Raw genomic sequence first — 24,205 nt, 5'->3', positions numbered from 1 at the left:
CAATGTCGTTTTTTGAATACTTTTGTCGAATATGATTAACAATCAATGCTTTAATGTGGGTTCCGCATTCTTCAAAATTCCAAAAGCATCCAAATAACACGATTAGATACTTCCAACCCTCTTGATCTTAATTCTCTTTTCTCTTTCCCATTAAAATAGAAATCACTGCAAATAAAGTAGCAAGTATAACGACTAATCCACCAACCCAGCCGATCGACGACAAGGTTAACCGCTCTACAACCACTCCGCCCAAAGCTGCACCTAGGGCAACACCAAGATGAAAGGCGGATGAGTTCAAGCTCAGTATAATTTCAGTTGATTTAGGAGCCATAGTTACTAGATAGAACTGTTGTGCAGGAGCAGTTGTCCAAGCTCCTAGCATCCAGAGTGCTAAAATAAACATGGCACCTACAAAAGTTACCGCAGCTAACGGGAGGAAGAACAAGGCAATAACATGAATCAACAGACTGACAATCAGTGTAGGGGCAATTCCCCATTTATCAGCGCCGTAGCCTCCAACACGTGCTCCAACAACAGCCATTAAACCCATGCCAAGCAAGACGAGACTAATCGTATTGGTATTGAGACCAGCATTTTCGCGTAGTAATGGCGCAATGTATGTGGAAACAACCGAGTAACCGGTGATAAAGAACAAGGAAGCTAATAAACCGCTGATTACTTTGAAATCTTTGAGAATAGCCAATTGCTTGGATAAAGGAATCGTTTCTCGTCCAGACATTTTAGGTACCGCTTTTACAATCGCAATAATAGGAATGATGGTGATAATTCCAAGAATTGCGAAGATCCAACGCCACCCCATATACTCACCGATTAAGGTTCCTAGAGGAAGGCCGACGACGAGCGCAAGACTCGTACCCATTAAGATCGTGCCAATCGCACTTCCTCTTTTCTCTGGAGGAGCAATTTGTGCGGCAATCCCTAAAGCCACTACCGCGAATACCCCCGCGCTCACACCCAAAATAGCACGGGATATCATCAATATAATAAAGTTAGGGCTCAGGACAGAGATGGCATTACCGATGATGAAGATAAGAAGTGATAAGAACAGCAGCTTTTTCCGATCTGTTTTTGAAGTGAGCGCGATCAGAATTGGCGTTCCTACCGCGTAGGCTATAGAATACATGGCAACCAATTGTCCAGCCAAGCCAATAGAGACATTGATATCATTGGCAACCATGTCCAGAATACCTGTAATAATTGATTCGGCCGTTCCGACCACGGTAGCACCTAATGCAAGCAAGTAAATAATCCATTTGTAGTTCTTCATGTAAGAATTGTTCCTCCTTAATTTTATCGAACGATCGATCAAAATATTTTAAAAAAATATATCGAACGATCGATCAAAATATATTATAAAAAATGAGCTGATTATGCTTTAATGGCATCCCAGCTCATTTGAATCATTTTCTCAATATTTATTGAACTGAACTCATACGCCCCATTTAAATACTCTTTTCCCATTTCGACAAAAGGTATACAGGAGTATGTGACCAATAGATTCGTTTCCAAATCCTTGAAAAAACCTTCTTTAATTCCCCTCTTAAACAAGGGATACATTGGCTTAAACACACCACCATTTTGGTCCTTACAGTTTTTACGTATAAAGGGTGAACCGATAAACTGTTCCATTAACAAAAAGCTGTCCTTATGATTTGAGATATAGCTTGAATAATTTCGCAGAATATTCTCAAACCCCACTTTTACGGGTGTACTCTCTGTTATACCTTGAAACATGAGCTGGTGCATTTGATCCTTGAGCATAAAATACAATTTGATCAGCATATCCTCTTTGCTTTCAAAATAAAAATAAATGATCGAAGAGGAGATATTCGCCCTTTTAGCAATTTTTGAGATGGATATCTCAGAAAGACCGCCTTCATTGAGAAGTTCGATCGTAGCCTGATAAATAAGGTTCACTTTGCTTTCGGATTTATTTTTCATACACAAAATATAATCGAACGATCGATCAATGTCAATTAGAATAACGATCTTAATTTTTCTTTAATACGATTTATTATCATTTGTCCTTTGTTTACTTCAGTAAGTGTAATGTCCCACATCACAGCATTTGTAGTCGGATTTGGGTCATCATTAGTTAATTTAATAGTCAGTTCATTTGCTCCGTTTAAAGGGATTTGAAAGGTAAGCTGATTCGATCCTCTAGTTGCTGATAAACTCAATGAATAAATTTCTGTGCCATCTGCAATAAAAATGATGTCACTTCTCCCAGTGCTTGCAGTGTTGATTACATCATCAGGTATAGTAGCATAGCCTGCCATTCTTGTATATTTTCCATTTAGTAGATACGTAAACTCGTTAGTTCTTGTATTTTTTCTACTGTAAACATTGATTTGAGGCTCAACCTTTTTCTGGCCTGAAGTAAAACTTAACAGGGCTTCATCCCACAGTACAGACCCATCTTTTAATGTAAGTTCATTTAGGGCTACGACTTCGCCGCCTCCCTTTTCTAAATAATTATTGATGCCACCAACAATTGCAGTGACTCCAATCGAAAGTACAACAGCTGTTAAGGTGATTCGAAAGATCCCTTTAAATTTATCTCGATCACGGTGCACTAGACGCTGTGCCCAAAATCCTACTGCCGCTCCTAATGTATTAATTATGATATCGTCAATATCAAAGGATCCTAAACGAGAAAGCATTTGTAAGATTTCAAGAATCGTAATAGACAGAATAAATAAGGTTATAAATCGAAGGAAATTACAACGAAACAGAAGTGGGATGACAATTCCAAAAGGTATAAATGCTACAAAGTTGCCCAGCTCAAAAAACCAAAGCTGAAAGTTCCCTCCCCTTGGATAGTGTAAAGGAATCCCTTCAGGTATTAGACTATATCGTAGGCTAGAATCTTGAAGAAAAGCAGATCTGTTGAAACCTATAAACAAAAAATAGAAGGTCAAAACGGTATATAATGCTAACAGTATTATGGTAATTTTTCGTAGCTTTCCTTGATACATAATTACATCCTTTCTTTTCTGTAATACAGCAGATGTACGTCCAATTAATTTTTGAACCGTTGCTACTTTGAGTATAGTTTATATTTTAGAGAACAATAATTAATTAATTGTTAATCATCTCTTAATTTTCCCTAAATGAACCTTAACATAAGAAGTGCTATAATTAAATTGCCATTCAGTCCACAAAAGGAAGGAGAAACATCCATGAACACAAAGCAATTGGATCGAATCCACACGGGAAAGGGCTTTATAGCCGCCTTGGACCAAAGCGGGGGTAGTACTCCTAAGGCTCTACTGCAGTATGGCATTAAAGAAGACAGCTATTCCAACGAAGATGAGATGTATGGGTTAGTGCACGAAATGAGGACACGTATTATCAAAAGCCCGGGGTTTGACTCTGAGCACATCTTGGGTGCTATCTTATTTGAGAACACCATGGATCGTCTCATTGATGGGCAATTTACCGCTGATTATCTTTGGGAGAAGAAGAACGTTGTACCTTTTCTAAAAGTCGATCAAGGGCTAGCCGATCTTGAAAATGGTGTTCAGCTCATGAAGCCCATTCCGGGATTAAACGACCTTCTGAAGCGAGCAGTTGAACGTAATATTTTCGGGACTAAAATGCGCTCCCTTATTAAAGAAGCCAATCCTGCGGGGATCAAACAAGTCGTTGAGCAGCAGTTCGCCATCGGTAACCAAATTGCTCAGTTGGGACTTGTTCCGATTATCGAACCGGAAGTGGATATCAACAGCGCAGACAAGGAACAATCGGAGAAAATATTGAAGGATGAGATTGCCCAGCATTTGTCCGCGCTTGGACAAGATGTCAAAGTCATGCTCAAGCTCTCCATCCCGACAACAAACAATTTCTACAGCGATCTGTTGAATGATCCTCATGTTGTTCGGATTGTTGCTTTATCGGGCGGCTACTCTCAAGCAGAAGCTAATGAAAAGCTCGCACATAACCATGGATTGATCGCCAGCTTCTCGCGCGCCCTTTCTCAGGGATTAACCGCCGATCAAACAGACGATGAATTCAACACTTTGCTGTCCAAATCCATACTAGATATTTATGAAGCTTCTATTAAATAAGGTTTCCTTTATATAGAAAAGAAGGGGTATCAGCCTGGTACCAGCCCCCTTCAGGCTGTCGAGAAATTCTCGACAGCTATTTTTTTATGTTCATTTAATTTAACAAGACACCGCGTTAGGTTCCCCAACTCAGAATCGGGGGTTTTTGTCGTATTGCAACTTATTTCCAGTTTTCGAGTATAACTTCGGAAGGAGGTGAGATTTACACATGAAAATAATTTCTGTCATTACTCTTGCTATTACAGTAATTATCACTGGTGTTTTGGGAGATTCCACGGAATTAAAAGTTAGACATGAAGGTATAAAAAGCTCCATATCTAACATTCGTTAACGCTAACCCCGTAACTCTTATATACTCAAAATCATACGTTTTTTGTTTTTACGAACCCCAGACACGTTTTATCCACCAAAGTAGCGCTTAAACACAAAAACACGCCAGCTATGGGCGTGTTTTTGTGTTCGTTAGGTCTCAACTCAATCCATGCCATGTTCTTCACGGATTTTGTACAAGCCTTGAATAAGCAAGTCAGCAGGATCCCGATTTAGTAGCAAATGCGTATACAATAGATGAAGAGGAAAAGCGCAAACGTTGTTGCCGTCTCGTATTACTGGAAAACCAGCTTCGAAGACTGGGCCGTGCTCTTCGTTCCAATCAAGTCCCGCATGCACCTGCTCTGGTGCAAATTCTTCTTGAACTGCCGCAATACATTGCGGAACCAGCAATTTGTCGATGATCGCCTTTGCTTCATCTTCACTAGCAGGTGGTTTAGGGAGCGCTCTTCCCCCTGGAGCTTTCATCATCTCGATGAAAAATGAAGCCATCCACTGGGCCGGGTCACTTCCCGATTGGAAATTCGTGACCAACTCGCGGAGAAAAAAACCACACGCATATTCATCATTTGATTCATCTTTCACTTGAAAAACAAAAACTGGACCGTAAAATTCTTGATTCAACACCTGAGCATCGACATCGTCAAAGTACGTTTTCAAAGCAACGAGGCCATTATGATGCACTGCCTTAACTAGCTCTGCCCATTTCTCAGCAGATTCATTATCTTGATTGTTTTCTACGTTTGTTGTCTCATTATTCATAGTTTGCTTCACCCGCTATAATCATATCATTCGGCCGTTTGAACAGTCTAGTCCACTTATTACAATTTAATAATGATTTGCCCATCTTCATCAGACAGCGTAAGATCAGACCCCTTGCTTTCTCCCACTGTTTCAATTGAAAAACAAAAAAGTCGTTGAAATCATTCCAATAATTGCTATACTAACATTATAACGACGGTCGTGAAGCACACGCCGCTTCGGCACATTCTGCACCTTATTGGTGCTTTGTGTCGAAGCGGCTTTTTTCGTAACTACTCCCCATAAAGAAAGGATGAAGATTGCTATGTCCAGATTTGACCAAGCCTACGATGAATGGATGGAATTAGCTATTGCTCAAGAACAAAATCATAGAAGACGAGAATTACTGGAGAACGGACTCGGCCATGGCACTATTGAATTTTTACGCACCGTTTGGTTCCCTGTAGTAAAAAACTTCAACCATCTTTATGCTGAATGGGAAGTACGTGATTCCAGCAATGGATATCGCTATCTGGATCTAGCTTATATGCCTAGCGGAGATGTTAAGGGTGGAATCGAAATTCAAGGCTACGGACCTCACGCAAGAGACCTCGACGTAAAACGCTTCAAAGATTTATGCTGGCGGCAATGTTTATTAGCACTAGACGATTGGGTTTTTCTGCCCATTGCCTATCTTTCCATTACAGATGAGCCCAAACGTTGCCAACAGCTTGTTCTCTCCTTTATAGGAAAGTTCATCGCTACAGATGTGCCTAGTGAATTAACCTGGCTCGAAGCAGAAACTATCCGTTATGCAAGGCGACAATTTCGACCATTTTCACCTTTTGAATTGGGGAGCCATCTGAGAGTTACAAACCAACATGCGAGACGGATCCTTCACAAGTTAGTTGATGTCCAACTTTTGACTGTGGTTAGTGGTAATCAGCGCTATCGCACATTCGGCTTACGAACTCAGTAACTCTTATATCGTCAAAATGTGCTGGTTTAGATTTGTAACAAACTCCGTGCACTCTATTTACACAAAAATAGCTCCATTCCACCCATAAATCACACAATAACACCATTGGAGTTTGTTAAACTCAAAAAGAGACCATTTTCCTAGTAATAAGCACAATACGGTTCATTAGCCAGCGACAATGGGCGTTCACTCGTCTACCGTAACTCTACCTCCCATTATTCGAGAACAAGCTCACCGCTTCATCAAGCTGGCCTTGCAGCGACAAAACGTCATAGTAGATCCATTTTTCAGCATCGATGACCTGCACGTTGTTGTTCCGAACAGCACGGAGATTTCTCCAAATTTCATCGTGTTGAATACCATTGAATGTTGTCTGCGCTTCATTACCGTATACGATAATCAGCAATCGATCCGCCTCGTAATCCGGAAGTTTATCCAGTGACACCTTCCTGCCATATTGGTTAGGGTGGGCTTCAAGCTGGCGACGAACCATCTGTGGAGGCGTCATTCCCAAAGTGCGATAAACAATCTCTCCCGCATTCCTATCACCCAACACATACAAGTCCTGACCTTCCACTACAAGTATGCCAACCGTCTCATGGATATTGATAAAGGACTTCAATTGAAATTTGGTCTCATCCCTTTTCGTTTCGTACATCTGAATCCATGCCTCGGCTTCTTTCGTCATGCCTAGCAGATCAGCAACTGCTCGCAAATGTCCCGTAGCATCCAGCCCCATCCAGGGAATATGCACAACAGGGGCAATTCGCAGCAATTGAGCAGATACCTCCGGCTCTATTTCATCCCCTAATACAAATAAATCAGGTTTGAGCGATTTCATTTTGTCAAAGTAAAAAGTGCCTTTATCGCCGATATTATCTATTCCTCCCGAGTGGTTCTTGGCGTAGAAGCCAAGCTGATAAGCAGGAGCTCCGATAGGCTTCAACCCCAGTGCCAGCATCGAGCACGCATATTCTGTGGAGATAATTCTGAACTGCCGTTTTCTGATAAACTGCCGAGGAGGAATGCCAACTACCTGCTTAAATCTGCGATTAAAATAATACGGATCACTATATCCAACCTGCTCGGCGATATCTCGTAATTGATGACCACTGGAGATAATGAGCAATTCTTTGGCTTTACGAATCCGCATCTCCGTTACATAGTCGATCGGAGTTTTGCCAGTCATTTTCTTGAACAGATGCGCGTACTGCTTAGTTCCGAGATGTGCTTGCGCTGCCAGCTGCTCTGTAGTCACGTCTTCATGATAATGTTCCTGCAGATAGGAGAGTGTTTCCTCCACTGTTTTTCTTGAATCCTTAGGTTGATCAAAAGGTAAATTCTGTTCGATGATCCAATACATGAGCTTCTGAAAACGATATTGATTTCTGAACTGCTCCTTATCACTTTTATGGCGTTGGTTATCACAGATCTTCTTGAAAATATCCGCATAACGGTCAAAAGGTTCGACCTTCAGCTCGCCTTGTTCAAGAAATTGACTATCCTGCCCTAGCTGTTCCTTGGAGATGATTTCAAAGCTCAACCGATAATAGTTCAAATCCTCTTCCCCATCATTGGTCACTTCCATCTTCACTTCAGGCGGAAGCAGGTAACACTGCCCCCTTGCTACCCGAAAATCTATCCCAGCTATATTAAAAAAACCTTGCCCAGCTGTCACCGCAAGAATTGTATATATGGAAGAAGCTTGTTCCAGTAGATGCTCTCTGCTCTTGTGTGTTTTACTCTGAATTTTGTCTAGTGCGAAAAAAATAGAACGAAAGGGGAGCCCGTTTGTTTTCAGCTTCGTCATGAGAGCCTCCTTGATTGAGAAACATTATCAGTAAAGTTAGTTTAAATGAAAAAAAGGAAGCTCGTCAACCTTAGTTGAGGAACTTCCTTCATTAATTAGCTGTCCACCCATGTGATGAGCGTCTCGGCTGGAGTTCGTGGCTTCGCTCTGCGAACCTTTTTGGGGTCAAAATACCCCATATGCAGCGTACCCACTACCTTCTCTCCGGGCTTAACCCCCGTACCTTCGCGAAACTCAGAGTTCTCATTGTAATCATTTGTCTTCCAGACGACACCAATCTTCCGCTCCCAAGCAAGCAGCTGCAAGTTCTGAATAAGTGCACTAGCTGCAGCGAACGCCTCTTCCCATTCCTTCTGCCTAAGTTCCTCACGAATCAATACGAGCAAATGCACAGGAACGACATTACAATAAGTATCGGACACTCTATCCGCATATTGCTCTCTTTTTTCCTGGGAATAGGTGCGCAGAACCGCATCCGAAAACTGACGTCGCCCGTCTCCATGGAACAAGATAAAGCGCCAAGGTTCTGTTTTGGAATGAAAGGGAGCCCATACCGCATCGTTTAACAGCTCGATCAGCACTTCTTTCGATACGGGTTGACCATTAAAATCATTAATCGTTCTGCGCTCGCGAACTGTCGTTGCGATGCCCTTATAGCCTACTTCCATCCGTCTCATCCTTTCTACTGCTTCGTCATCGCGTTGACAACGTCCTCCAGCTTCTTCTCATATGCAATCGGTCCGTTCGTAATCCATACATCTCCTCGCACTTCATAGACATGTCCTTTTTTAACTGCCGGAACGTTCTTCCATATTGGGCTCTCCATCAATTCCTTAGCCTGTTCTCTTCGACCTTCGTCAACGGCCAGGAATAAATAATCGGCATCAATCTGAGGGATGACTTCCATCGATATCGTTTGAATATCCATATCCTCGCCCCATGCGAGTTTACGTACGATCCCTGACGGCTCCAGCCCGAAATCTCCATACAATGCTGTACCAACCTGTCCTCCAGGTCCGCCGTATAGACGAAGCTCCTTGCTCGCATGTATTCTTAACAGCGCAGCCGTTCCACGTCCGGACGAATCCGCCAATAACTGCTTGGCATTTTTCGTTTCCTCTTCACGCTTCTTGATGATCTCCTCCGCAACATCGGATTTCCCAAGCAAATCCGCAACCGTACGTAAATTTTTCCGCCAATTTTCTGGAGTTTGGATTTCACTGCCGGTGAATACATATGTAGGCGCGATTTTGGATAATTTCTCGTAAGAGCCCTCATCAGCCCAACCTTGAAACCCTAGAATAATAAGATCAGGCTTAGCCGCCATAATAGCTTCGAAATTCATCGCAGCTGTATCCAGCTTTGGCACATCCTTCAGATAAGGCTCCAGGTAAGTCTGGTAGTAACTCCCGGATGAATATTGCATAATCGGTTTGACACCTAACGCACTCATCTCATCCTCCACAAACAAGCCGATCACCCGCTGTGGACGCTCTGGCACTTCAATTTTCCCCAATATATGCTCAAACGTACGGACCTTACCAGTCTCCGCAGCAGGCGATTCTTTTATCTGGTTTGACTCCTCATTTTCATTAACCCCTCCACACGCCGTCAAGATCACGGACGTTAAAAGCGTGACACACAACAATAACAAGCCTTTTTTCATCACTTTCATCTTACCCTCTCTCTGTTGATATTAATTATCATTATCACACGTTGATTATCATAAGGTAAGAATCGTTCATATACAATGGACTTATTTGAGTTCTTACGTTTTTACTGTTGAATTACCGATTTGTACATTTATTCTTCTTCTTGAGCCTGAAGGATATTAACAGAACAAAAAGGACCGCCCCATTCGGGCAGCCCAGTTTGCGTGTAAATGTTACAGCTATTTTATTCCTCTGCCTCTGCCTCTTCCTCTTCTTCCACAACGCCCAGAGCGCGGTTCTTCTCTTTGAAACGGTCGTTATGGGACGAGACGTAGGCCATGTAAGGGGCTTCCGGCTCCATGTACTTCTTTGCACTGTTTAACGCTAAAATACCACTGGTGAAGGTACCCGCAATCAGCTCCACCTTACTAGGATAGGTAACGAAATCACCCGCCGCATAAATACCCGGAATGTTGGTAATCATTTGGTCGTCTACCTGCATGTTCCACTCATTCATATTAAGTCCCCAATAGCGGATCGAACCGTAATCGCACCTCATCCCGTGACTGACGACCACGGCGTCGACCTCAAGCTTCTTCTGCTCACCTGTAACAGTATGAGTGACAGTGTCAATAGCTGTGCCATCCTGGCTATGAAGTGCTTCTACCTTGTACGGGGTAAGAATCTTCACGGAAGACTGTCTCATTTGGCTTACTGTCCGTTCATGTCCTCCGAATTCGCCGCGTCGATGGACTATTGTCACACTTTCCGCAATCGGTTCCAGCTCAACAGCCCAATCCACCGCGGCATCACCGCCGCCAGAGATCAATACCCGCTTGCCGCGAAAGCCGTCCAGCTGCTGTACCGTATAATGCAGATTGGTCACTTCGAACCGATCTGCTCCCTCGATCTCCAGCTTTGCCGGCTTGCGAGCGCCATAACCGATTGCCAGAATAACCGTCCGTGTAAGATGCTGCTCGCCATCATCTGTAGTCAACAGAAAATTTCCATCCTCCTGCCGCTCACATTTCTGAATACGTTGACCGAGCACAATCGTCGGCTCAAAGATTTTGGCTTGCTGAACCAACTGCTCGATCAGCTTTTCCCCGCGTATAGGGGTGATCCCTCCAACATCCCAAATCATTTTCTCCGGATAGGTCAGTATGCGCCCGCCCAATTCTTCTTGAGATTCTATGAGCTTAGTTTTTAATTCTCTCATACCACTGTAAAAGGCCGTGTACAATCCTGTAGGGCCGCCGCCAAAATCGTAACATCGAATAATTCTAAAGAATGACTCATGACTTCTCACCCAAAATAACTGGAAGCTGCTTAATTAGCTCTTCTCTCGCGAGCGGATCTGTCGTAATTCCCAGGCCACCGTTTACAAAATAAACTTTACCCGCTTTCACGGCCGGTAAATATTTCCAGATCGGCTCTTTGATCATTTGCTTAACTGCATCAAGCTCAGGACCGTCAAAATAAACAATAAAGATCCGGTCTCCTGCTATATTAGGAAGCAATTCGGTCGATATGTTCGAGTATCCGTAGTTCTCAGGATCATCAATCAGCTTCTGGATACCTGCCGTCGGCTTAAATCCTTTATCATGATAGACAAACGTTGGCAAATAGCTGGTCGTATACACGCTAAGTCTCTTCTGAGTTAGCATATATTGAAAGACGGAAGCCGTCTCACCACTCTTAATGGTTCCATTCTGCAGCAGTGAATCCCACATTTTATTAATGTCTGCCTCATGCTTCGCTAGAAATTCATCTGCCTTATTCTCAAAGCCTAACCAATCGCCAATTCTCTTAACGCGCACAGGCATTGGGTCCCACTCATTCGTCTGAATAACCGGCGCAATTTTCCCCATAACATCAAGCTGCTGCGCATCCGTCATCGAAGTGATAATCAGATCAGGCTCCAGCTCAATCAGCTTCTCAATGTTCGGCGGCCAACCCACATCGGCAACGTCTTTCACTTCATCTCTGTACACGGCATATTCAAGCCCGTCCTGAATCAATCCAATAGGTTTTACGCCAAATAGTAAAATATCCCCGACCGTGTTATCCGTATAAACAATACGTTTAGGCGAAACTGGAATCTCCACCTGTTTATCGTAAGCATCCGTCACAAACTTGGTTGCTGATACATTTCCTTGTTCGCTTCCTTGGCTTGCTGTAGCTGTTTCTGCTGGTGCTGTTGCTGGTGCTGTATTTGTCGGTTTTGCTTCGTTACTCCCGTTGTTACTGCTACATGCACTTAGTGCCATTGCGATACAAAGCACAGCTATGCCTTTCCGTATATTCTTGCCTTGAATTGCCATTTGTTGTCTCCGCCCATCTCTATTTTTTATTGATAATCATTATCATTATCAACTATAGCCAGTATAGCTTTTGCCCTTAACCCCGACAAGGATAGAATGGGATGTTATTTTATACTTTTGGGCTGCTTATTAATATAGTAGGAATCAATTGAAATCTAGGTAACTTTGCTGTATGATTTCTCTAATTGATAATAATTCTCATCTATATTTGGAGGTTTTCGCTTGGACAGGAACGGTTTGGAGGTCACAATGCCGGTACATACCCTTTATTTCGAATTACACCATCTACAGCATGTCGTTACTTCCCCATCAAGTGGAATTCTCCCGCATCCGCTGACCTCCTATACCTTATTAGTCATGGAGGAAGGTGAGGGTGCGCTACGGTGGGACGATGATGAATATACGCTCAAGGCCGGAAGCTGCTGGATGTTTAATCCTGGATCGATTATCGATATGAGCCTTTTTCACGGTCAGGGCGGCTCGTTTTGGCTGCTCCACTTTTCCATCCTAGGCAACACTGCTAGACCTGTCGCAGCTTACTTGCAAGCCGGAGAATGCCGTATTTCCTCATCAAAAGCTCCGCTGCGCATTGTCAGGGAAATTAGCAAATACCAGAATGATAAATCTACTGCACGGCAAATGGACAATCACGCGAGATTTCAAAAGCTGATGCGAATCATAATAGAGAGCGTGGAAAATCAACCTGCTGTCGAGACAACACGTCAATCTGTGCTAGCCATTATTGAACAGCTCAAAGAGCATTTTACGGAAGAGATATCCGTAGAGGAGCTTGCTGCACAAGCACAAATCAGCAAACGCAGATTCACCCACTGGTTTAAGCAAATTACTGGCAAGCATGCTTTGGAGTATATTACGGCCTTGCGGATGGAATCTGCAAAACAGCTTCTATTAAAAGGAGAGCGCCTGCAAGAGATCGCTGTTAAGGTCGGCTATCGAGATGAATTTTATTTCAACCGCCGTTTTAAGCAGACGGAGGGCCTAACGCCCGGACAATTTGTCCGCAACTATGAGAGCAAACCAGCTCATATTTGTGCATTAACCTGCCTCGGGCATTTACTCGCACTTGGCATCCGGCCCATAGCAGCTGCAAAGAATTTAACCAATAGACCCTACTTGCGAAACCTTAGTCTGGATATTCACCGGGTGAACAACATTCCTTATCAGCTGGAAGAGATCGCCGAGTTGCATCCTGAATATATACTGGTATCGAACGAACAGGAATGTGAAGAGCTGTCAACCGTTGCATCTACGATGATTTTCTCACAAAACGACCATAAACCAATGACGTTACTGGCAATGCTCGGAGAAGCTTTTAACAAACAGAGGATTGCGCAGCAGCTTATTTTGCAATATGAAAACAAAGCTGAGCGTCACAGAACAGAATTACGGGGATTCATATCTAAGGAAGAAACGGTTTCTGTTATCGAAATACGCACCGATTCCATTTATGTGTTCGGCAACTTCTGGTGCCGTGGAGCTTATAATTTATATGATGGCCTGCGCATGAGCGCCCCTCCCATTATTGAGCAAGAGATGCTTAACCGTGAGGCTTATCGCCTGATTACGGAGGAGCAGCTTTCGCTATACGCAGGCGACCGATTATTCGTGAGCATTATTGATCCGGTTCGATTCAGAGCGCTGGAGAAAACTTTTATCTGGAAGCAGTTAAAGGCAGTTCAAAATAATCGTATCTATTCCATAGACCCCGAGCTTTTTGCTGTCAGCGACCCCATCTCCATGAACAGCCAAATGGACGTGCAGATGAAGCTGCTGCTTGCTCGCTAGTTTGAAAGCAATTTGGCTAAGGCTTATCGGATTCGGGTGACTTCGACGGGCAACGCTACCAAGGTCTATTTCACAGGTTAAATAGGTTACGGATTTGATATCCTATCTTGTTCCTTCGCGTTCTTCTTGTACTCGATGTGCTCGAATCCCCATCCACACATATCATCAAGAACCTTACTGAGTGTTTTTCCGTGCTCGGAGATGTAGTATTCAACTTTGGGTGGAACCTCCAAATACACGCGTCGAACGCTGTCTACCTACCTGCTTTCGTTACGTATGATTCAATGGAAGCTTCAGATGAGCAATTGAATTTGGAGGCCCGTAAGTATGTGGAGCATATCCTTGCGTCCACAGAGGTACTTGTTAATTAATCTTATAACTACAAGAACCGCCAGATTGATCTGGCGGTTTATTTTACCCCGATATAACGAGCTACCTCATAACGATATATCATTTGTACTGCTTAATAAACGCCACAGCTTTGCGAATATCTTCTTCAGGCTGAACGCCCACTTCACGCTCTATCGTCAAGTAACCTTCATATCCAATTTCCTGCAGAGCCTTGAAATAGGCAGGAAAATCAACCTTACCTTCGCCTAATGGCACTTCCTTAAAGATTTCCCCTTTAGTGACCATTTCCGCGATTTTGCCATGATCCATCGGCTCGAAACCAAGAGCGCCATATACTTCGCGTGGATCGATTTCCTTGTAACGAATTCCATCCTTCACATGCGTATGAACGATATAATCACGCAACGTATACACGCCCTGCACCGGATCATCTCCGGTTACCATAACGAAGTTAGCCGGGTCATAGTTAACCGAAACTCCTTTGGTGCTTAAGGTATCAAGAAAGCTTCTCAGATGCGCAGCCGGCTCAGGACCCGTTTCAATCGCAAAATAGGCATTCATGCTTGTCGCATATACTCCAAGCTCCTCACATGCCTTCTGCATCTCAGAAAAGACTTGGCCGCTGTGGTCATGCGGAACAATACCGATATGGGTTGTAACAATATTCGTGCCCAGCTCTACGGCAAGATCAAGAATCCGTTTCGATTTGTCGATCTTTTCCCTGTTCACCGTAGCATCCTGAAACCCATGCCCGCCCAAGTCACCGCATAAGGCGGATATTTCCAACCCATTCGAGGCGATAAAGTCTTTCAGTTCTTTCCTAGCTGAAGTGGACAGATTAGCCGGGTCCATCTCTCCATCTACCGCGTAGATTTGTACACCGTCGGCACCATTGTTGCGCGCTTGTACAATTCCTCCTCGGACGCCAGCCCTGAAGCTATCTGACATAACTCCGATTTTATTTAATAATTTCATTTTGTGCCTCCTACCGCATCCAATGAGCTTTCTTTCAGCATTCCTCGATAGATTCCAGGAGCCGAGCCTGGAATCTCGACAGCTCCCACCGTGCTCGCATAAAAATCCACAGGTCCAGCGCCGCCAATAATGGCATAACCATATCCATCGGCAGCCATCGCACGCAAGCATGCAAATAATAAGGCTTTGCCAATTCCTTTGCCCCTATAATTCTCATCAACACCAGTAGGCCCAAAGAAGTTTTTGCAAATCGCATCATAGCAGGCAAAGCCAACCATTTTTCCATTATCCACTACTATATAACAGGTTGCCGGGAGCCTTGATATCGCCACTTCACATTCATCCGCCCAACGGGGATTGAAGTGTTTTCTGACAAACTCTACAATGAGATGTTTTTCTGGCGCAAGCGCTCTGCGGATGTCTAAACCGTCCAGCTTTTCCTTGTGAGAATCCGGTTCTGGAAGCTCATATAATTTAACTAGCATATCCGGCATATCGCTAATCTCCTTCGATATTAAGATGATAGAGATTATAAAGTCTGAAGAATCTTATTCAAGTTCGCAATCGATTGTATGGAAGCCGTCTGCTCATCGTCATCGCCTTCGTACTCCACCGTTAACCAGCCTTCATAGGCTGCATCCTTGAGACGACCTAGAATGTAGAGCAGATCAACGCTACCCTCGCCTGCGATTTTACCGATATAATAATCGCCAGCAAGCGAGCAATATACGGTCCCTTCTTGCTGCTCCTCGACTTTAACAAAATCCTTGAAATGAACATGATCAGCTAATTTTTGTAACTGGTCTATCGCATCACTTGGATTTTCCTCTACCAGCAGAAAGTTCCCCGTATCGAACGTGCTTCGCAAAGCTGGGGAATTAACACTCGTGATGATCTCCTTCACTTGAGAGGCTTTGCCGGCGAAGGTGCCGTGGTTTTCCAAGCAAAGCTTAATTCCTTGAGTCTCAGCCATTGCCGCTGCACTCTTCAAGCCCTCAACAATCCATTGCCTACCTTGCTCATAAGAAATCCCCTCTAACTCGTCACCCGCAAACACGCGAACGACGGCAGCTCCGAAATGCTTGGCCAGATGAACGGCTTTCGCAATTTCCTCTACTTGCTCCAGGCGCTCTCCTTCGTTCGGCAACACAAAATTATTGCTTGCCCCGATACAAGCTACACTCAAGTTATTACGACTTAAAGCTTCCTCAATAGATATCAAATCGGTATCGGAGCTCAAATATTTCGTCAGCAATTCGACTCCTTGGGCTTTCGTATCCCGTCCCACGAAATCGATAAAGTCCACATTGCTCCAAGCTCCTCGGTTATAAAGCTGATGGCAGCTCCAGGCACTTAAACAAATTTTCATAGGCGTTACCTCCGATTTAGTTAAAGGTGATCTCGATTCCTTTTTCGCTGGATTCGTAGATTGCACTTAGTATTTTCATAATTTCCACGCCATCCTGCACCGGACTCAAGGTTTCCGTTCTGCCCAAACAGCTGCTGACAAAATGATTGATCTCATTCTGGAAGCTTTGCTCGAAATCGAATGAAGAGTTGTCGACCTGTGGAGCGATGTTCAGAATCGTATTGTGCTTTTCCGTAATGATAGCGAATGCCGGCTCGATTTCCGCGCCGCCCTTGTCGCCGTACAGCTTAACAGATGTTTCGTCATTTCCATGAAGCGTAAAGCTGGCATCCACCATAAGAGAAGCCCCGTTCTCGAATCGGATGAGCGCATTGGCCATATCCTCAACGTCATTCTTAGATGGATCGTAATCGGCGGCTTTATAGAAAGATAAGTTTTGAATATTGGAGCGATTCCCCAGCTTACGATAAGTGTTGCCGGAAACCGATTTAACCTTTGGCTTACCCATTAAATACCAGCATAAATCAATGACATGAACACCCAGATCAATGAGTGGACCTCCACCGGATCTTTCTTTGTCCGCAAACCATCCTCCTGGGTTACCTAAACGGCGCAAATACGACGCCTTTGCATAATAAATGCTTCCGAGTTCACCATTATCGATAAACTTTCGAAGGATTTCCGTATTCGATGCGTACCGTCGGACAAATCCAACCTGGAGCATTTTCCCGCTGCGATGAACAGCTTCTTCCACCTTTAAAGCCTGATCTAACGTTTGGCTTAACGGCTTTTCACATAGCACATGCTTACCTGCATCCAAGGCAGCTATGCTAATATCAGCATGAGAGTTGTTCCAAGTACATATGCTAACGGCCTCTACATCTGGATCAGCTAGAAACTCACCCAAATCGGAATAAACATGGGAAATCTTATATTTGGCAGCCTTCTCTTCCGCGCGTTGTCGGTTATAATCGAAGATCGCATAGAGTGTGACTTCTTTATTTTTGGAATAAGCATCTAAGTGAGCATCCGAGATTGAGCCCGCTCCAATCATTCCTACCTTTAATTGAGTCATTAGTGTTCCCTCCATAGGCAAGCTTACAGCGAATCAGCCTTTGACCGCTCCAGCCGTCATGCCCTTCATAATTTTCTCTGAAAATAAAAGATATACCGCAATGGTAGGAATGACGGATATCGCCATAGCGGCCATGGTCAGCTTATAATCCGTGCCATACCCGTTCGCGAACACGGATAGGCTAAGCGGAACTGTCTTCAACGAAGCCTTACTAATGAAGACAAGCGCAAAGGAGAATTCATTCCAGAAGCGAAGCACAGATAGGATCGCAACTGTCGCTAGTGCCGGAGAGGCCAATGGCAATATGATTTTCCAGAAAATCCCCCAGTAACCCATCCCATCGACGAAGGCCGCTTCCTCAATGTCCTTCGGAAAGGTACTCATATAAGCCGTCGCGATAAAGATAGCAATCGGTAGTTGGAAAGCAACATAAGGTAAAATCAACGCCGGATACGTGTTCAGCATGTGAATTTTATTCATGAGAATAAACAAAGGAACCAGCGTGCTGTGAATCGGTATGAGCATACCCAGCAAAAAGAAGCCCATGATCAGAACCTTGAATTTGAATTGGAACCGGGATAACACATAAGCTGCTAATGCACCTAGAACGAGGGTGAGCGCCAAGGCTACCGTTGTCACGATAATGGAATTCACCATTGCCGTCCCCATATGAGAGACCGTCCAAGCCTTTTGCAGATTTTCCCAATGCCACACCTTCGGTATAGCAAACGGATGCGCAAAATCAGCATTCGTCTTAAAGGCGCTAAGCATAAGCCAGATAAGCGGATATAAAGTAACTACGGCATAGACGGCTAATACAGCTGTTACAATGCCGTTCTTAGATTTCACTATAAAGGATTTTCCTTTAGGAGAGGTTGTCGATAGACCATTCGCCGCAACATTCATGAACTCACTCTCCCTTATGGATTTTTCTTCTTCATCAGAATTTGGCTAACTAGAACGAGCGCTAAGCTCAGCACAATTATCATCGTTGAAACCGCACTACCATAACCGAAACGATAAACAGAGAACGTGTTGTTATACATGTAAGTGGCCATCAATTCAGTGGAATGCGCAGGGCCTCCGCCTGTCATGACGTAGATAAAATCGAATTCCTTCAAGCTTCCGGATATGCATAACACGATAATGACCTTGAACGTATCCCAAATCATCGGGAAGGTAATCGTGAATAATTTGCGAAACGGACGCACTCCATCCATCTTGGCCGCCTCATTGATTTCTTCAGGAATGTTCTGTAATGCAGCAATAAACATAATCAAGAAAGGTCCGATATAGTTCCATATGATAGGGACAGACAAGGAATACATCGCAATCGACGGATCCGATAGCCATTCTCTCTCCCAAGAATTCAAACCTAATGTTTCTAGCAGGGAGTTCAAAATACCAATCTGCGGATGATAGACGTACCCCCAGATCATCCCAACAACGACGGAAGAAAGCACCATCGGCATAAATACGGCTGTTCGAACGAATCTTCGAAACCAAGTCGCTTTGCGTAGAACGAGTGCCAGTCCAAGCGCAATAGGTACCTGACCTAAGATAGAGGCAGCGACGATAATCATATTGTTCTTGAAAGCACGCCAAAACAATGGATCCTTAAACACTTCCAAATAATTATCAAAGCCGATATACTTCGCTGCGCCCATGCCCTTCCAATCATAAAAGCCATAATACGCAGACCATAGTAGAGGAACAATGACGAAAACCAAATACAACAGCGTTGCGGGGAGAAGCGCTGCAACGACAAAGCCTCTTGTACGAGCCCCAAATGATAGCACGTTGCATTCCTCCTATCCGAATAAGTAACGATATCAGCTCTTTTGTAGAAGAAAGAGCTGATATCGAGAATCTCATCTATTTTCTATTGATTGAGCAAGGCTCTAGCTTGAGCATCTTGAATTTTCTTGGCTATATCTGCTGGTTTTCCACCAAGCAGAACTTCCTGCAAGCCATTATTAACGACATCCGCTGCTGAAGAAGTCAGTGCAATATCGTAGACAGGTGTCAGCTTGACCTCTTTCAACAGTTGATGAGCTTTAATGAACAGTGAGGATACTTTGCTCTCGTCTGGATTGATGTTATAGCTGACTAGCTGACTTGCGTTAAGCGTTGTTTTCTGAGCCTCAGGACCACTCAAAGCTAGAATAAGCTTATAGGCAGCTTCTTTAACAGCTCCTGACGCATTAATGTTTACTGCAAGGCCGTCACCGACGACACCCGCAAGCGCTTCAGCAGATCCCTCGCCGCCTGGAACGGTTGGAAGAACAGTCACTTCCATCGAATCCAGTACCTCTTTGGTAGCTGTTTCCGCCAAGTACGGCAACGCCCAGCTTCCGTCAATCATCATTGCAGCTTGCCCTTGAGCGAACATTTGCTCCATTTGCGTGACATCTATGCTATTGAAGCCTTTCTGAAATGCACCAGCATTGCCTAAATCCTGAACATAGGTCAAAGCTTGTACGAATTGAGGGTCCGTGAATTTAGCATCCTTTTGTGCAGCCGCATTCAACAACCACTCTGTACCTGTAACCCGATCTGCAAGCGAGCTGAACATGCTGGATTGTGCCGGCCATGCTGCTTTGTTCCCTAATGCAATAGGAGTGATCTTATTGTCGTTGAAGATCTTTATCGCATTTAATAATTCGTCCCAAGTTTTAGGCACCGTTAAGCTGTATTTATCAAAAATTGATTTATTATAGAAAAGGAATGAGGTTGGAGAGATACCAAGTGGAGCGCTGTAGATGCCTCCATTGACCGTGAAGTCAGTAAATGAACCTTCAAGAAATCCCTTTTCCCACTCTTCATTCGCACTCAGCAAGTCATCTATCGGTTGGATTAGCTTGCCGTTAACTAGCTCTTTCGTCATCGTACCTGGAGGAAGAATGAATATGTTCGGAAGCTCATTAGCGGCCGCAGCTGTTTTAATCCGCGTCGCGTAACCATCAGGGGGAATAGGTTGAACCTCTAGGTCGATATTCGGATTATCTTGCTTGAATTGCTCGATAATTCCCCGCATGGCTTTGGCGCGGGCGTCGTCTCCGGAAAATTTGTGCCATAACGAAAGCTTGACCTTCGCATTGCCGTTCTCTGTGTTTCCATTGGATGATTTTTCTGAGTTTCCTCCACAGGCTGCCAACAACATCACAATCATGACGACCATAAGACTACTTGCTAACCATTTTTTCATCTTTATACCCTCCCTGGTTTTTTCCCATACGCTCGTACTTATGACGAGTTGTTCTAAGTATAGAGGGTGGTCTATTCTCTGATAAGGAGACAAACTTCTGCCTCAGGGTAGACATTACTCAGTCTTTATTGCGATATTCCGAAGGAGTTCTACCTGTATGTTTCTTGAATAAGCGGCTAAAATATTTAATATCCTCGTACCCCACTCGATTGGCTACCTCACTAATCTTCGCATTGGATTCGTTTAATATTTCCTCCGCTCGCTCCATTCTCTGGCGCGTTACGAATTCCAAATAATTCAGTCCCGTTTCCCGCTTGAATACTTCGCTAAGGTGATTCGGATTCACGTGAACAGACTTAGCCACTTGCTGTAACGTGATGTTCTTGTCCAGATGCTCTTTAATAAACGCAATCGCGTGCCTTACATAAGAGCCTTTCGTTTTAGAGTTCGACAGCGTGTACACATCCAGAAGATGATTCAAGCTCCCGAACAAAACTTCTTCGGGCTCCGCATGTCCAACCGTCATATTAGAAAAAAGAATTTCTAATCGAATGGGAGCATTCACCGGGGAAGCAAGCACACGTTCCAGCCATCGATGGGCTGCAACGACAATCGAGTTTGTAAAGGCGTACAGCGAGTCGGGAGTAGCTTGGCCGTCCTGTGCTTGCTCTTTCACTATGCGATGACACCAGTGCCTTAGATCATTGGGATTGCCACTCTTTAGAATGGAAGTCAAAGCCGACTCCTCTTCTTGCGAGCAGACGTTTCTTCCTCCTCTACGACTTTTAATCTCATCGTAAAAAATAGTCGTATTTTTCCCAATCAAGGTTCTGTAAGAGAATGCCACTCCAGCTTCTGTGAACGAAGACTTTATTTCAAGAGCAGATTTCACCAATGAGCCCACTGCCGTGAATACAGAGCATTTCAGCTTATTCCGAATAACGGCCAAGGTGGATTCCAGCTTATAAGTATCCGCATAATCAGCCTCATGCCTGACTATGGCGAGAATATGATCCTGACGAATTAACGTTTCACATTGAATTAACTCTTTGAGCATATTATCCGTAGCAAAATGTAACAGACCATCGTTTCCCGCTCGCCGTTCCCATCCACTTGAAACTAAGATTAAAACTTGAAGCGATTGTGTTCCAGCAGCCGGGAACAAGCTCGGAAACACTTGCTTTAGTGCGGCTAACATCTGCTCGTTCTCTATGCCTTCCATAACAAGCCTTTCGAACATGCGGTTGCGGTAGGCGATTTTTAGAATTTGATCCTGCTGCGTCGTTTCAAGCTTCTTCAGCTTCCTCTGCTTCGCATACATAACTGCTTTCATAATTTCCTCGGGACCGCTGATTTTAAGTAAATAATCGCTCACACCTTCACGAACAGCCTGCTGCGCATAATGAAAATCATCGTAACCCGTAAGAATGATAATTTCTGTACCCGAATAATGCTCATATACCTTGCTCGCCAATTCAAGTCCATTCATACCCGTCATTTGGATGTCTGTAATGATAATATCAGGCTTTTCCAATGGAATTCTTGCCCATGCCTCCTCAGCGGAAGCGGCTGGTTCCAGCAACGTAAACCCTTGCTCTTGCCAGTCGATAACTGTACTGAGACCCGTGCGAATAATAACCTCATCGTCTACGATCATTACCTTCATGAATGTTCCTCCCTGATCGGAATGGAGAAGGTTACCTTCGTTCCCTTCCCAGCAATGCTCTGAATGTGTAAACCGGATTCGCTGTCATAATGCAGAAGCAGCCGCTGATGAACGTTACTCAACCCATAGCTTCCACGTTCCCCAGAATGGGGTTCTACCGTATCATTCAAACCAGCCTCAATTTTCCTCAAAGTGTCCTGATCCATTCCAATGCCCTCATCCTGAACGGCAAAGATCAACCGATCTCCTTGAATACCGGCATGAACATACATTTTGCCTTTCCCCTCTTGCTTCTGAAGACCATGGATCAACGCATTCTCGATAAGTGGCTGGAGCAGGAGCTTGAGCATCTTATGATCTAGCATGGCGGGATCGATGAGAAAATGGACATCGAACTTATCCGGGTAACGAATCGACTGAATGCGGACATAATTACGAGCATGATCGACCTCCTGCTTCACCGGAGTATAGTCCAGTCCTTGATTCAAGCTGAATCGTAGAAAATCACCTAGTGAGCTGACCATCTCCGCTGTCTTCTGGTCCTTGTTCATTAGGGACATCCAATGGATCGAGGATAAAGTGTTATATAGAAAATGAGGATTTATTTGCGACTGAAGCGCCAGAATATCCACTTCTTTTTTCCGCGACTCATTGATTTTTACCTGCTCGGTTAGTCGTTCAATCCGATCACTCAACTTATTGTAGCTGTGCATCAATTGTCCGACCTCATCGTACGATGTCACGGTATAGGTTGGAAAAGGCTCGTCCGGGTTCACTTGCCGTAAGTAATTCGTTAAGGATAGCAATGGACGCGTCACACGCTGCACGAAGAAAAGAATTAGTGCAGCGATTAGCACAATCGCAACACCGACAGCAGCGGCCGTAACTAATAGCACATAGCGGTTCTGTGCAGTATATTCGCGAAAAGGAATGAATCCGACGAGCTTCCAGCCGACCTTCGGTACTGTGTAGTAGAGGACCGTTTGCTTATCTGTTCCGGCCCCATAATTTCCAAAGCCGCTTTCCCCATCGTTAAATTCAATGCCCGGATAGAATTCCGTAATGTAACGATTTAGCCATGTTCGCTGGCTTCCAGAGATGACTCGGTTCTCGTTATCAAGCAACACCACGAACCCGCTGCTCTCAATGTTGGAGCGTTTCAGGTACTTGGAGATGGCCTCCTCATCGATAGAAATCATTAACGTCCCCTTTTCCTGGAACGTGTTAGTATCACGAATCGGTCTAATGAAGGAAATGACCTTTTTGAGACCCAATGTTGTTTTGTTCTCGTATAGGGACGTCCATGCTTTCGTGCTCTTCGCGGGAAACTGATGCCGATTCTGCCCATTTTTGTCATAGTAGCCTGAATGTAAAATGGTCGAGGTCGATAACAACGATAATCCATTCTGCGGGTAAATCGTAATGTCCGATATATACTCTTTAGAAAAAAGTAGGTTAGTTAGGAATCCGATAATCTCCGTCTGTTTGTTTCCGTAAATCCCATCTTTGTCCAAATACGATTGAATATCTTTTTGCCCGATGAGAAATACCGACATCCCCTCGACATCTTGCAAAACAAATTCTAAATTGGTATCAATCTGCCGTAACAGGTTCATCCCGGTCTGCTTGGATTTTTCCTCCGTAAGCATTGCGGCAGTCTCATAAACAAAAAATCCTAGTGATAATAACGGCACCAGAATTGAAGTAAGCAGCAGGAAGGAAAGTTTTCTTTTTAATGACCGCGCTAACCAATGCCTCACCTTCGTTCCTCCTTGGTTCAGATTCAATTAAAGGTCAATAATACCATACTTTTTGTTAGCCAAAAAAA

21 protein-coding genes and 1 pseudogene are annotated in these 24,205 nt (G+C 44.1%); 3 read left to right on the top strand and 19 right to left on the bottom strand.

Going from position 1 to position 24,205, the window contains the following annotated elements:
- Window positions 1-127: 127 nt before the first annotated feature.
- The 3 genes from KCTCHS21_RS14035 to KCTCHS21_RS14025 all read right to left on the bottom strand — a co-directional run bounded on the left by KCTCHS21_RS14035 (window position 128) and on the right by KCTCHS21_RS14025 (window position 2,999).
- A complete protein-coding gene (locus tag KCTCHS21_RS14035) occupies window positions 128-1,288 on the bottom strand; it encodes an MFS transporter (RefSeq protein ID WP_130609192.1) in 1,161 nt (386 codons plus the stop codon).
- Window positions 1,289-1,389: 101 nt separating this feature from the next.
- Entirely contained in the window at window positions 1,390-1,962 is a 573-nt protein-coding gene (locus KCTCHS21_RS14030) for a TetR/AcrR family transcriptional regulator (RefSeq protein WP_130609189.1), read from the bottom strand.
- A gap of 35 nt (window positions 1,963-1,997) precedes the next feature.
- A complete protein-coding gene (locus tag KCTCHS21_RS14025; protein ID WP_130609186.1) occupies window positions 1,998-2,999 on the bottom strand; it encodes a VanZ family protein in 1,002 nt (333 codons plus the stop codon).
- A gap of 204 nt (window positions 3,000-3,203) precedes the next feature.
- On the opposite strand from KCTCHS21_RS14025, the gene KCTCHS21_RS14020 reads away from it, so the two are divergent.
- Window positions 3,204-4,091 (top strand): fructose bisphosphate aldolase, encoded by an 888-nt coding sequence (locus KCTCHS21_RS14020; RefSeq protein WP_130609183.1) that lies wholly within the window; start codon window positions 3,204-3,206, stop codon window positions 4,089-4,091.
- 474 nt (window positions 4,092-4,565) lie between these two features.
- On the opposite strand, the gene KCTCHS21_RS14015 is transcribed toward KCTCHS21_RS14020, so the two are convergent.
- Window positions 4,566-5,183 (bottom strand): hypothetical protein, encoded by a 618-nt coding sequence (locus KCTCHS21_RS14015; protein WP_130609180.1) that lies wholly within the window; start codon window positions 5,181-5,183, stop codon window positions 4,566-4,568.
- Between the two features lie 304 nt (window positions 5,184-5,487).
- On the opposite strand from KCTCHS21_RS14015, the gene KCTCHS21_RS14010 reads away from it, so the two are divergent.
- The gene (locus KCTCHS21_RS14010; RefSeq protein WP_130616511.1) at window positions 5,488-6,141 is read left to right on the top strand and encodes a transcriptional regulator; all 654 of its coding nucleotides are present in this window, start codon (window positions 5,488-5,490) and stop codon (window positions 6,139-6,141) included.
- 205 nt (window positions 6,142-6,346) lie between these two features.
- On the opposite strand, the gene KCTCHS21_RS14005 is transcribed toward KCTCHS21_RS14010, so the two are convergent.
- The 5 genes and pseudogenes from KCTCHS21_RS14005 to KCTCHS21_RS13985 form a co-directional block, all read right to left on the bottom strand.
- Window positions 6,347-7,951 carry a helix-turn-helix domain-containing protein gene (locus tag KCTCHS21_RS14005; RefSeq protein WP_130609177.1) on the bottom strand — a complete coding sequence of 535 codons (1,605 nt, stop codon included), beginning with the start codon at window positions 7,949-7,951 and terminating at the stop codon, window positions 6,347-6,349.
- A 95-nt stretch (window positions 7,952-8,046) separates the two neighbouring features.
- On the bottom strand, window positions 8,047-8,628 hold the full coding sequence (locus KCTCHS21_RS14000) for a nitroreductase family protein (protein ID WP_232058191.1): 582 nt from the start codon (window positions 8,626-8,628) through the stop codon (window positions 8,047-8,049).
- Between the two features lie 5 nt (window positions 8,629-8,633).
- Window positions 8,634-9,626, bottom strand: a complete 993-nt coding sequence (locus KCTCHS21_RS13995; protein WP_130609174.1) for an ABC transporter substrate-binding protein — start codon at window positions 9,624-9,626, stop codon at window positions 8,634-8,636.
- A gap of 221 nt (window positions 9,627-9,847) precedes the next feature.
- A pseudogene (locus tag KCTCHS21_RS13990) lies at window positions 9,848-10,902 on the bottom strand (NAD(P)/FAD-dependent oxidoreductase).
- A complete protein-coding gene (locus tag KCTCHS21_RS13985; RefSeq protein WP_130609171.1) occupies window positions 10,899-11,927 on the bottom strand; it encodes an ABC transporter substrate-binding protein in 1,029 nt (342 codons plus the stop codon). Before KCTCHS21_RS13985 ends, KCTCHS21_RS13990 begins: the two are co-directional and overlap by 4 nt.
- Before the next feature lie 222 nt (window positions 11,928-12,149).
- On the opposite strand from KCTCHS21_RS13985, the gene KCTCHS21_RS13980 reads away from it, so the two are divergent.
- The gene (locus KCTCHS21_RS13980) at window positions 12,150-13,733 is read left to right on the top strand and encodes a helix-turn-helix domain-containing protein (protein WP_130609168.1); all 1,584 of its coding nucleotides are present in this window, start codon (window positions 12,150-12,152) and stop codon (window positions 13,731-13,733) included.
- Window positions 13,734-13,819: 86 nt separating this feature from the next.
- On the opposite strand, the gene KCTCHS21_RS13975 is transcribed toward KCTCHS21_RS13980, so the two are convergent.
- The 10 genes from KCTCHS21_RS13975 to KCTCHS21_RS13930 form a co-directional block, all read right to left on the bottom strand.
- The gene (locus KCTCHS21_RS13975) at window positions 13,820-13,972 is read right to left on the bottom strand and encodes a winged helix-turn-helix transcriptional regulator (protein WP_130609165.1); all 153 of its coding nucleotides are present in this window, start codon (window positions 13,970-13,972) and stop codon (window positions 13,820-13,822) included.
- A 211-nt stretch (window positions 13,973-14,183) separates the two neighbouring features.
- Complete coding sequence (locus KCTCHS21_RS13970; RefSeq protein WP_130609162.1) at window positions 14,184-15,059, bottom strand: sugar phosphate isomerase/epimerase family protein; 876 nt, start codon at window positions 15,057-15,059, stop codon at window positions 14,184-14,186.
- The gene (locus KCTCHS21_RS13965; RefSeq protein ID WP_130609158.1) at window positions 15,056-15,553 is read right to left on the bottom strand and encodes a GNAT family N-acetyltransferase; all 498 of its coding nucleotides are present in this window, start codon (window positions 15,551-15,553) and stop codon (window positions 15,056-15,058) included. The genes KCTCHS21_RS13970 and KCTCHS21_RS13965 overlap by 4 nt, the downstream gene beginning before the upstream one ends.
- A gap of 35 nt (window positions 15,554-15,588) precedes the next feature.
- Complete coding sequence (locus KCTCHS21_RS13960; RefSeq protein ID WP_130609155.1) at window positions 15,589-16,428, bottom strand: sugar phosphate isomerase/epimerase family protein; 840 nt, start codon at window positions 16,426-16,428, stop codon at window positions 15,589-15,591.
- 16 nt (window positions 16,429-16,444) lie between these two features.
- Window positions 16,445-17,503, bottom strand: a complete 1,059-nt coding sequence (locus KCTCHS21_RS13955; RefSeq protein ID WP_130609153.1) for a Gfo/Idh/MocA family protein — start codon at window positions 17,501-17,503, stop codon at window positions 16,445-16,447.
- Between the two features lie 33 nt (window positions 17,504-17,536).
- On the bottom strand, window positions 17,537-18,409 hold the full coding sequence (locus tag KCTCHS21_RS13950; RefSeq protein ID WP_130609150.1) for a carbohydrate ABC transporter permease: 873 nt from the start codon (window positions 18,407-18,409) through the stop codon (window positions 17,537-17,539).
- A 14-nt stretch (window positions 18,410-18,423) separates the two neighbouring features.
- A complete protein-coding gene (locus KCTCHS21_RS13945; protein WP_130609146.1) occupies window positions 18,424-19,302 on the bottom strand; it encodes a carbohydrate ABC transporter permease in 879 nt (292 codons plus the stop codon).
- 83 nt (window positions 19,303-19,385) lie between these two features.
- The gene (locus KCTCHS21_RS13940; protein WP_130609143.1) at window positions 19,386-20,711 is read right to left on the bottom strand and encodes an extracellular solute-binding protein; all 1,326 of its coding nucleotides are present in this window, start codon (window positions 20,709-20,711) and stop codon (window positions 19,386-19,388) included.
- 118 nt (window positions 20,712-20,829) lie between these two features.
- Window positions 20,830-22,377: a response regulator transcription factor gene (locus KCTCHS21_RS13935; protein ID WP_130609140.1), complete on the bottom strand. Its 1,548-nt coding sequence runs from the start codon at window positions 22,375-22,377 to the stop codon at window positions 20,830-20,832.
- Window positions 22,374-24,137 carry a cache domain-containing sensor histidine kinase gene (locus tag KCTCHS21_RS13930; protein WP_130609136.1) on the bottom strand — a complete coding sequence of 588 codons (1,764 nt, stop codon included), beginning with the start codon at window positions 24,135-24,137 and terminating at the stop codon, window positions 22,374-22,376. Before KCTCHS21_RS13930 ends, KCTCHS21_RS13935 begins: the two co-directional genes overlap by 4 nt.
- Window positions 24,138-24,205 lie beyond the last annotated feature (68 nt).

This window comes from Cohnella abietis, from assembly GCF_004295585.1.
In the GTDB taxonomy this organism is placed as follows: domain Bacteria; phylum Bacillota; class Bacilli; order Paenibacillales; family Paenibacillaceae; genus Cohnella; species Cohnella abietis.
The sequence above is the reverse complement of the archived record's forward strand: the minus strand, read 5'-3'. Positions and strand labels throughout refer to the sequence as shown.